The sequence below is a fragment of the uncultured Aliivibrio sp. genome, assembly GCF_946479765.1.
Classification (GTDB): Bacteria; Pseudomonadota; Gammaproteobacteria; order Enterobacterales; family Vibrionaceae; genus Aliivibrio.
This window is the reverse complement of sequence record NZ_CAMLHO010000066.1, coordinates 1-10,615: the sequence shown is the minus strand read 5'-3', so window position 1 is coordinate 10,615 and position 10,615 is coordinate 1. Positions and strand designations below refer to the sequence as shown.

Here is a 10,615-nt window from a genome sequence, read left to right as displayed (position 1 = left end):
ATAAGCCATTAAGAGACAGATCAGTAAAGCATACAGCAAACCGTTAGTAACTAGCTGTCCTCCTTTACCTAAACTTTTACGAGCGATGGTATTCATTCCTAAACCACCACCCACATTAATACTTGCTTCTAATAGTAATAAGGCAGCATATGTTGTACCAATAAAGATAAGCAACATTAGCGCAGTTCCCCACAGCAGGCCAAATTGAGCCAAAACCATAGGGATTGCAAGCATACCGGCACCCAGTGCGGTACCTGAAATAATAAGAGAGCTGCCGATTAATTTTAAATTCATAATTGTTCCTTCGTTTTTATTCGAGTTTGAACTTTAGTTCTAGTTTATTTTTAGTTTTAGCTTTTCAAATTCAACACGCGCAAAAACACACCACAAATGAGGGTAAACGGTTGAAGTTAGAGCTGATTAATTACGAATAAAAACGGAGGAATCGAAAATACGAGAGGAAGCGAAACGCAAGAAACTGAGCAGAAAGGAAGCGTGAAGAAGTTATTGCTGTCGATGTAGAGCAAGTAGCGTGTGGTGAACCTTCTGTAGGCTCTAACAATGGGCCTGATGTTAATTGAAAAATCATGTGTACATCCTAATTAGTCACATTCCATTTTATATAAAACGTCAATAAGTCCTTTACTGACCGAACTACCAATATGGTAGCCCGATCCATTCTATATATTGAGGTTTTCAATGCAACCCTTTAGGCGATAAGTTTTTCTCTATCTCAATTATTTATCATTTCTTCAAATATTTCACATGTGCTTCCATTTCTTCACCGATCTGCTTACGCATATTCATGAGTTTAATCGCAGATTCACGTAAATGAATGTCTTCTTCGGTTTCAGGGACCCACTCTTGTACTTCTGTCGGTTTACCATTTTCATCAACAGCAACCATGATAACAATACAATGGGTTGTTAAGCGATTATCAAGCTCTTTAGGATCACTTGCTTGAACATCTATGGCAATGTGCATCGATGACTTACCGGTATAGATAACTTTGCCAGTCACCTCTACAAGATTACCTACATGAATAGGTTGAACAAATCGAATACCACCAGCATAAGCGGTAATACAATATTTACCACTCCATCCAGCTGAACATGCATAAGCGGCTAAATCGACCCATTTCATTACCGCACCACCATGAACTTTACCACCAAAGTTCACATCCCCTGGCTCTGCAAGAAAACGTAAGGTTACTTCGCGTTTATTCTTTCCCATTCTTTATTACTTCCTTTTAATCTGTACTGTCATTTTTACAATGAGCTCATGAGCAACAAACTTAACTGACTTTTTTATATTGTTTTTCTAGTTCACTCACGCCTAAACCACTGCGTTTGGTGACTTTTATTTGAACTGGAATACGTTCTTTCATCGCTTCAATATGGCTGATCACTCCGATCATTTTCCCTGATGCATTTAGGTTATCTAGTGCATCAAGCGCCATGTCTAATGTTTCACTGTCTAGCGTACCAAACCCTTCATCTAAGAACAGTGAATCAATGCTCGTTTTATGGCTTACTAAGTCAGAAAGTGCAAGCGCTAACGCCAAACTGACAAGGAAGCTCTCACCGCCTGATAATGTTTTTGTATCTCGTACAACATCACCTTGCCATGTATCGACAACTTGAAGTTCTAAACCATCACTGGCTTTACGTTTAAGTTCATAGCGACCATGTAAGCGAGTAAGCTGTTTATTGGCTAAATACACTAAATTTTCTAACGTTAAACCTTGCGCAAACTTACGGAATTTATCGCCTTTTTGTGAACCTATCAGTGAGTGCAAATATTGAATGTCATCATACTCAGATTGATACGCTTCTATTGCGTCAAATAAGGCTTTTTGATTAGTTTTACGCTCGCTGTCTGAGCGCAATGCTTGAGCGATTTCACCCTCACGTTTTACTAAATTTTCTGATTGAGATTTAACGTCACTCAGCTCGACTTCAACCACTTCTTTTGCTGTAGCCTGCCATTCTGCTGCTTTTGGTTGTTGTTGATGCTGCTCTTTCGTTTGTTGTGCACTATCCAACAAAGCACCACTTCGTTCAATACCTTGCTGAATTTCAGTTTTTAACACCACGAGTTGCTGGCGTTCGTCTTCTGAAATCAATGCCACTTGAAATAACTCAAGTGTTTCAAATGGACTTTCAACTAAAGACCTTTGCCACGCTGTGATTCTCTCTTGCATTAGTTTTTCACTGCTTGCGTGGCTCTCTTTCAAACCGTTGAGTTTTCCTTCCAACGTCGCCAACTGTTGCACAAGTGATTGCAATTTTTGTTGTTCAATTTGATGAGTTTGTTCTGATGTATTAAATTTTTCAATCATCATTGAACGCGCTGTTTTTATCTCTTGCATACCAAACAACTCAATACGTTTTGCTTGCTGCTTCTCTAACTCTGTTGTTAATACTGATATTTCTGTTTGAGATAGTTGCTGCTGAGTGTTCAATTCAACCAATTGCTCGGCTAAATGAGCATGATCACTTTGCACTTTTTGCTGCTGTTGAGTTAACACTTGCTGCTGCGTAATTTGCAGTTGAATTTGTTGTAGATCTTGCTCTTTTTGCACAAACCAAGATTGAATTTGAGTGAACGCTGGCTCATCAAACCCTGCTTGCTCTATTTCCATAATCAACTGCTGATTCAATTCACTCTGACGCAGTTGCCATTGCGCTAATTTTTGATTGTCATCTTGTAACTGTTGAATGGCTGCTTGATACGATTGACGATCATAATTTAACGCATTATTTAACGTATCCAGACGGTGCTGAGCCTGTTGTAACTTGCCTTGTTGTGTTCGATGATCTTCATCCGCTTGACGTAATGTTTTCGCTTGCTCATTAAGTGCCAATAAAGACGTTTCACACTCATTAATGAACTGATTAATCGAATTTGTATCACCTAGTTCAATCGTTAATTGCGTTGCTTCCAATAATGTAGACCATTGCTGTTGCGCCGATTCTATCGTTTGTTGCCACTGTACTAATTGAGATTGGCTGTGATCTTGTTTCACTTTCAAGGAATCTAATTGTTCACGAACCAACTTGCCTTGTTCAACTATCTCAACTCGCTTTTGTTCTGCTTCTTTTTTACGTTGTATTGTCGCGTTAAGATCAAGCGATTGAAATTGCTCCAATAACGGGTGATGCGTTGAACCACACAATGGACAATCATGATCTTTTTCTAATACTGCTCGATATTTTGCTAACTCACCTTCTTGGTCAATTAGGGTGGTTAAATCAATGATATGTTGATCTTGTTGCTTACACGCAATAACAAGATCAGCACGCTGAGCTTCTAATTTTAGAATCGCTTCACTCTGCGTTTTTTGGTCTTCGCTTAACGTCTGTTGCTCTTTTTCAGCACGTAAAAACTCGTTATTAGTATGATTCAACTCTACACGGTAATGATGACGAGTATTAAGTGCATTGATTTGCTCTGTTAACTCCGTTTCAGTGCCTTTTTCTTGTTGCTGTTTAAATACGAGTTCAGCGTTTTTCGTTGCTTCTGTTTCATTGTTTAATGTGCTTTGAACTTGTGTTAATTCTGTATCTTTTTGATTTACGCTCTCAAGTAAGGTTGCAACTGTTTTATTAGCTTGCTCAACTTTATTAGCTAAAAATGCAGTTTCTTTATCTTGCTGTAAAATATAACTAACTTGAGTCTTCCATTGACCTAAATAACGCTCTAAATTCAAATCTGATTGATGTGTGTCTACATAGTTATTCAGTGCTGCTAATTTTGACGTTAACTCTGTTAATGACGCCTCTAATCGTTGTTGTTTATTACTGCCATCCTGAAGGCGAGTATTCACTTGCGTGAGCTGTTGCTGCTTTTCTTGCGATTGTTGAGTTAACTGTGCAATCGCAGTATCTAGCGGTTGCACTGAATCATTAATCAATACTTCTAACGATTTACTCTCAACTTTAATGCTGTCAAACCGTTGTTTTAATTGCGTAACCGTAGATCCAAGATCCACTTTCTCAGCTGCCGTTTTTTGATGTAATTGCTCGGTCAGAGTTAGTTCTTTTACTAAACTATCGAAGCGAGTTTGTGCTTCTTGCCATAGTTGATATGGCGTACGCAATTTTTCCGCGGGCTCACTTTGCGCCAAACGGTGCAGTTGTGTACTGGCTTCTTTTTTCTTATCTAACGCGAACTGGTTATTTTCAGTTGCTTGCTGCCACTGCTGTTGATTTTTCGCATCTGCAATCCACCACTCAACATGCGCTTGCCATTCTGCTAGTTGAACTTGCTGTTGCTTTTGATTCGTTTGCAGCTCGGCTTGCTCGTCGATTAAGGCTTGCTTATCTTCTTCAGAAAGTAGCTCAACCCCTTCCGCTTTGGCTTTAAGCTCGGCTAATTTCTGCTTTGATGCGGTGTAATGCTCATGCACCTTCTCTGAGATCTGACCGTAGATCTCTGTACCCGTTAGCTCTTCTAATAAACCGGCGCGATCATTCGCATCGGCATTTAAAAACGCCGCAAATTGACCTTGAGAAAGCATCATGGATTTTGTAAAACGAGAGAAATCAAGACCAGTAATTGAGTTGATTAGATCATCTTTCTTTTTGACTTGCGTTGCTAATACTTTTTCAGAATCAACTTCAGCAAGCTCAACGGTGGCTGATTGTAAATTACCATCCACTTTGCCACGAGAACGACGTTGACTCCAAAAGGCACGATACGCTTTGCCTTTTACTTCAAACTCCACTTCAGCCGAACACTCCGCGGTACCACGCGTCATGATCTCATTGCTTGATGTTGAGATACCACCCAGTCGAGGGGTCTTATGATAAAGCGCCAAACAGATCGCATCTAAAATCGTCGTTTTACCCGCACCTGTTGGGCCGGTAATCGCAAACAATCCGTTTTCAGCAAAAGGCGACGCTGAGAAATCAATTTTCCATTCACCTTTTAATGAGTTTAAATTTGAAAAACTTAGACTTAAAATTCTCATGCATCACCTTCTTGTGGATCAGTATCTTTATGTTCTACTTCTGACAAAATCTGTTTAAATTTGGTTGTCATTCGCTCTGCGCGTTGCTGCTCTTTTTCTGTTTCAAACGTCTCTTGTTCAATCCGTTTAGTAAACACATCAAAAGGCGTTAATTCCGCTAGCGTTTCTGTTTTTTCTTGCGCTAGGGTTTGTTCACTGCGGTTTCTCGCTCGACGCAATTGCAACACTTCAACGTTAATATCTTGAGTTAGTGCTTGAATGCGTTGTTGTAGATCGGACAAGTAATCTTGTACTTCTACTTCAATACAGAGCCAAGTCGTTTCTTCACACTCTTTGAATTGTGCTAACTCTTGTTCAATCGTTTCTAAATCGCCCTTTAATGCCTTCATTTGTTGAAACATAGGGACATTAATTTGAGAGATTTGAGTTACGCTTGCTTTATCAAACTCCACCATCACCACTTGTTTTTGAGATTTTAACTCATCAAAACTTAATGGGATTGGTGAGCCTGAATAACGAATATGATCAGATTTAGCCACCAGTTGAGGTCGGTGAATATGACCCAACGCGATGTAATCCGCAGGCGGGAAACCATCGGCAGCAAAGCCATCCAATGTGCCAATGTAGATATCACGAACTGAATCTGATTGTTTAACACCGAGTGCCGTCAAATGACCCGTAGCAATAATCGGAACATCAAGATCTAACTCAGATCTTAGTTCTAGTGCTTTTTGATACAGTTGATGATAATGCTGCTTGATCGCTTCGCCGAGTGCTTGTTGTTTCTCGACACCCGTTGAGCCCGCCACACTTGTGACAACATCACGTGGTCGTATAAACGGAACCGCACATAAAATAGCACCGACAGAACCGTCACCGTTTGGAAGTGTTAATAATTGAGTAGATAAGTCTTCATTGGTATTCGCAATTACTCGTGCGTTTAAATGAGCTAAAAGCTGCTTTGATTCGTTGAGTGTCGACACAGAATCATGATTTCCACCAAGCACGATCAATTCGCAGTTTACTTTGTTCATCTCCACCACAAATTGGTTATACATTTCACGCGCGTAACTTGGTGGCGCGCCCGTATCAAACACATCTCCGGCAATAATCACCGCATTAATGGCATTTTCTTGTACTTGTTCAAGTAGCCAGCTAATGAATTTTTGATGCTCATTACGGCGACTTTTAGTAAAGAAATTTTGACCTAGGTGCCAATCAGAAGTATGTAAAATACGCATATATATCAACTTGTTTGATGGATAGAGAAGACGATACCCCTTTTATACCATCTGGGAGAGAAACTATGTACTTTTATAAGCGTTTAAACTTAAAACTATTAGCAGGTGTTGACCTTACTTCATGCTGTTATACTTTATTTAATAAACGTCGATTCCATCGATAATCACAACATGAGTATCTAATTTGCCATCTCCTGAAAGCCTAACGTTTACTACCATCAATATGTTCAACTTTGTTGAGCCGCCTAATGCGTATTACGATTTTGAAAATATACTAACTCAAGATGAATGGCTGAAAAAACAGGGCTGGTTTAAGGATAAGATCACGGCATTAAACTCTGATGTGATTGGGTTTCAAGAAGTCTTTAGTCCAAGCGCTTTAGAGGCTTTAGTTAACGAGCTTGGTTATTCATATTTTGCCACTGTCGATGAGCCAAAATCTGAAGATGGCTATGTCTTTAATTCCCCTGTGGTTGCCTTTGCTTCGCGTTATCCTATTTTAAACACTCAACCTGTTGTTGCCGAGCAAGCTCAATTATCTCGCTTTGGGATTGAATTTGAATTTAATCGTGTGCCTGTCCATGCCTCTATTGAGCTACCTCATCTTGGTATTACTGACTGTTATGTGGTGCACTTCAAGTCTCAGCGCCCTAAAGAGCCAGAAGAGAGTAACGAAACGGATGAAACAAACAGCTCTCCTCTTCATCAACTTCATGACGAACAGCTAGGATCTTGGCTTTCGACTGTTCAGCGTGGATTAGAAGCGAACATCTTACATAATCATATAATTCAACAACGTAAAGAATCAAACCAACCCGTGATTATGATGGGTGATTTTAATAAGCCTTTGTTTCATGATGAATTTAAAGGACTACTGTCTCATGAGTTACGGTTTGATAAATTTAGTACTGATTATTTAACTCGATTTCAGCTTAAAGACAGTTGGGATATTTACTGTGGGTTAAAGGGCGCAGATTTATTGGAAGAGCGAGTAAGTACCCATTATTACGGAGCAAAAGGCTCAGTATTGGATTACATCTTGTTATCTAACGAATTTGATAGCTCATTTTCGGGCAGTATTTTAGAAGTTGTTGATTACACTGTGACCGATCAGCACATTGTGAATCCAAGATTCGAGATTGACCAATTCAGTACCGATCATGCTTTGGTTTCTATTACCGCTCGTATACGCCAGGCATAAAAAAGGGCTGAATTAATCAGCCCTCTCTAAACATGACAGTTAATGTAGATTACTGACCGCGGTAAGTACAACCAGCAGTACATGTTTCTTTAATTTCAATTTTGCTTAATAGTGGAAGTGTTGGTTTTACTTCGTTCCAAATCCACTTAGCTAATACTTCACTTGTTGGGTTTTCTAACCCTTCAATGTCGTTTAAGTAATAGTGATCAAGGCGATCATAGGTTGGTTTAAATGCTGCTTTAATTTCAGAGAAATCAATTACCCAACCGGTATGTTGGTCAACTTCACCTTCAACATACAAACGAACTAAAAAAGAGTGACCATGAAGGCGACCACATTTATGACCTTCTGGTACATGTGGTAAATGGTGTGCTGCTTCAAACATGAAGTCTTTATATAGTTCAGTTGTCATTAGTTAAAATCTCTATTACCTATATTATGAAGCCAGAATAGTACTCTACTTCCCTACCAAACAACAAGACTCCCAAACGGTAAGTTCCCTATTACCTTGTAATATTGGTGGTTTTTTCGGCTAATTTATGGGGAAAATTGATTCTAATCCGGAATTTTTATCTTTATCGCATAACAACACTTGAAGCTATTAATAAGAAAGGTAATATGTCTATCTTGAAATAAAAAATATTCGTGCTCGTAGCACAACAATGGAGAATGTAATTAACATGACTTACGCGCCTGTAACAGACGTATTAAGCGGCAAACTAGCGGTTGACAGTGAAGTAACTGTTCGCGGTTGGATCCGTTCACGTCGCGACTCTAAAGCTGGGATCTCATTTCTAGCTATTTATGACGGTTCTTGTTTCGATCCGATTCAGGCCGTAGTTCCTAATGACTTAAATAATTACAATGAAGAAGTCCTAAAACTAACAACAGGTTGTTCTGTTGAAGTTACAGGTACTATCGTTGCATCTCCTGCTCAAGGTCAAGATTTCGAACTTGCAGCAACGGCTGTAAAAGTAGTTGGTTTAGTTGAAGACCCAGATACATACCCAATGGCGAAAACTCGTCACTCAATTGAGTATTTACGAGAAGTTGCTCACCTTCGCCCACGTACTAACGTGATTGGCGCGGTTGCACGTGTTCGTAACTGTTTGTCTCAAGCGATTCACCGCTTCTACCACGAGCAAGGTTACTTATGGATGTCTGCACCACTAATCACATCATCTGATGCTGAAGGTGCTGGTGAGATGTTCCGCGTTTCTACATTAGATCACGCGAACGTTCCTCTTGATGACAAAGGCAATGTTGATTACGACAAAGATTTCTTTGGTAAAGAGACATTCCTTACTGTTTCTGGTCAATTAAATGCTGAAACTTACGCTTGTGCATTAAGCAAAGTGTACACATTTGGTCCGACTTTCCGTGCTGAAAACTCACACACAAGCCGCCACCTAGCTGAATTCTGGATGGTTGAACCTGAAGTTGCTTTCGCTACTCTTGATGATGTAGCTAAGCTTGCTGAAGACATGCTTAAGTATGTATTCGAAGCGGTTCTTGCTGAGCGTCGTGATGACTTAGAATTCTTTGCTTCTCGCATTGATAAAGAAGCAATCACTCGTCTAGAGCAATTTGTAAGTTCTGATTTTGCACAAGTTGATTACACTGACGCAATCCAAATCCTTATCGACTCTGGTAAGAAATTTGAATTCGACGTTGAGTGGGGCATCGATATGTCTTCTGAGCATGAGCGTTTCCTTGCTGAAGAACATTTCAAAGCACCTGTTATCGTTAAAAACTACCCTAAAGACATTAAAGCATTCTACATGCGTCAAAATGACGATGGTAAGACGGTTGCTGCGATGGATGTTCTTGCACCAGGCATTGGTGAGATCATTGGTGGTTCTCAACGTGAAGAGCGTTTAGACGTTCTTGATGCACGTATGATTGAAATGGGTATCGACCCTGAACACATGACTTGGTACCGCGATTTACGTCGTTACGGTACTGTGCCTCACGCTGGCTTCGGTCTTGGCTTTGAGCGTCTAGTGTCTTACGTAACTGGTATGGGCAACGTTCGTGACGTTATCCCGTTCCCACGTACTCCACGTTCAGCTAACTTCTAATTGGCTTATTCTTATAGAACATTAGCTCTGTAAGAATAGATTAAGTAGATAGTAATGAATACAAAAATGGCGACCAATGCGGTCGCCATTTTTTATGTTTGTTATTGTTAAATACCGAAGAATTACCAGAAACGAACTCGTCCCGTGTCGATATGAACAAAGTTACTGCCCGGATAATACCCTACTCCGCCCGCTTTTAATGATAACGCCGCTTTTCTTACTTCATCCAACGGCACACCTTCTAGACGAAAGTCCATTGCTTTTCCTAACATGTGCATGCTTTTCTTAGCGACTCCGCCATGTGATTTACCACGCAGCATTTCATTGGTTGCCGGTGAACGATAACCAGATATTATTTGTACCTGAGTGTCACATCCAATCACTTTTTGAATCGCTGACAGTTGATCAAACAGCCCAGTATCCATCGCTATACTTTCATTTCGACGAAAGTCACGGCATAAATGATTTAGTTTTGCTAGTTCTGTATTCTGATAACCTCGTCCATTAAAGTATTCAGTCTGTAACTCTTCACCTGTATGCAAATTATTTAATGCGAGTTTACGTGGTGTATTCTCAAATTGTGATGCGAAAGATAACGTAGGAAATAGACTTAAACCAACAGTAGCAGCGCCACCTAGAAGGATTTTACGACGTAATGGACTAAATTCAGACATGCAGTAAACAGCTCACTTATAAATAGATCAATCAATAACTGAGCGAGAAGATACACACTTACTTATTAACGGTCAAATAATGAACAGCGTGTTTTTTTTCAGTACCCTTTATAAAAAAGCTTAGTTATTGAACTGTATCTATTTTTTAGACTGAATACCAAATGTCAATTATTGGTCAATTTTTAGACTTACTCCATTTATCATACTCATAGATATCGTCTCTAAATTGTATTTGGTCCTTTTCATCAATCCACGCAGTCTGATAAATCGTATATACCGAGATCATTTGAGTTAAAAAAGCCTCTTTCGTTTCAGGTAACTGGTGATAGTTTTGGTATTCTTTTTTAGAAAAATGAGCCTCTTCCATTAACAGTTGTGCAAACTCTGCAGCCTTTTCTACTCGGGTGCACCCTGAACTACAAGCTCGACTCTGCTTTGTAAAC

General features: G+C 39.7%; 8 protein-coding genes and 1 pseudogene. 2 read left to right on the top strand and 7 right to left on the bottom strand.

Annotation, left to right across the window (positions count from 1 at the left end; genetic code table 11):
• From Q1K78_RS15810 to sbcD, 4 genes are all read right to left on the bottom strand, one after another.
• Positions 1-294 (bottom strand): aromatic amino acid transport family protein (locus Q1K78_RS15810; RefSeq protein WP_300181031.1); only part of this gene is annotated, 294 nt, incomplete at its 3' end.
• A gap of 450 nt (positions 295-744) precedes the next feature.
• Complete coding sequence (locus Q1K78_RS15805; RefSeq protein ID WP_300181028.1) at positions 745-1,233, bottom strand: acyl-CoA thioesterase; 489 nt, start codon at positions 1,231-1,233, stop codon at positions 745-747.
• Between the two features lie 61 nt (positions 1,234-1,294).
• A complete protein-coding gene (locus Q1K78_RS15800) occupies positions 1,295-4,975 on the bottom strand; it encodes an AAA family ATPase (RefSeq protein WP_300181025.1) in 3,681 nt (1,226 codons plus the stop codon).
• Positions 4,972-6,216 (bottom strand): exonuclease subunit SbcD, encoded by a 1,245-nt coding sequence (gene sbcD, locus Q1K78_RS15795; protein WP_300181023.1) that lies wholly within the window; start codon positions 6,214-6,216, stop codon positions 4,972-4,974. The genes Q1K78_RS15800 and sbcD overlap by 4 nt, the downstream gene beginning before the upstream one ends.
• 223 nt (positions 6,217-6,439) lie before the next feature.
• Between sbcD and Q1K78_RS15790 the strand changes: the two genes are divergently transcribed.
• Complete coding sequence (locus Q1K78_RS15790; RefSeq protein WP_300181035.1) at positions 6,440-7,417, top strand: endonuclease/exonuclease/phosphatase family protein; 978 nt, start codon at positions 6,440-6,442, stop codon at positions 7,415-7,417.
• A gap of 49 nt (positions 7,418-7,466) precedes the next feature.
• On the opposite strand, the gene queD is transcribed toward Q1K78_RS15790, so the two are convergent.
• Positions 7,467-7,829, bottom strand: a complete 363-nt coding sequence (gene queD / locus Q1K78_RS15785) for a 6-carboxytetrahydropterin synthase QueD (protein WP_065591750.1) — start codon at positions 7,827-7,829, stop codon at positions 7,467-7,469.
• 268 nt (positions 7,830-8,097) lie between these two features.
• Between queD and asnS the strand changes: the two genes are divergently transcribed.
• Positions 8,098-9,498, top strand: a complete 1,401-nt coding sequence (gene asnS / locus Q1K78_RS15780) for an asparagine--tRNA ligase (RefSeq protein ID WP_300181017.1) — start codon at positions 8,098-8,100, stop codon at positions 9,496-9,498.
• Between the two features lie 122 nt (positions 9,499-9,620).
• On the opposite strand, the gene Q1K78_RS15775 is transcribed toward asnS, so the two are convergent.
• Entirely contained in the window at positions 9,621-10,172 is a 552-nt protein-coding gene (locus Q1K78_RS15775) for a YcbK family protein (RefSeq protein ID WP_300181014.1), read from the bottom strand.
• Positions 10,173-10,347: 175 nt separating this feature from the next.
• Positions 10,348-10,615: pseudogene (locus Q1K78_RS15770) on the bottom strand (carboxypeptidase); the annotation flags it as partial.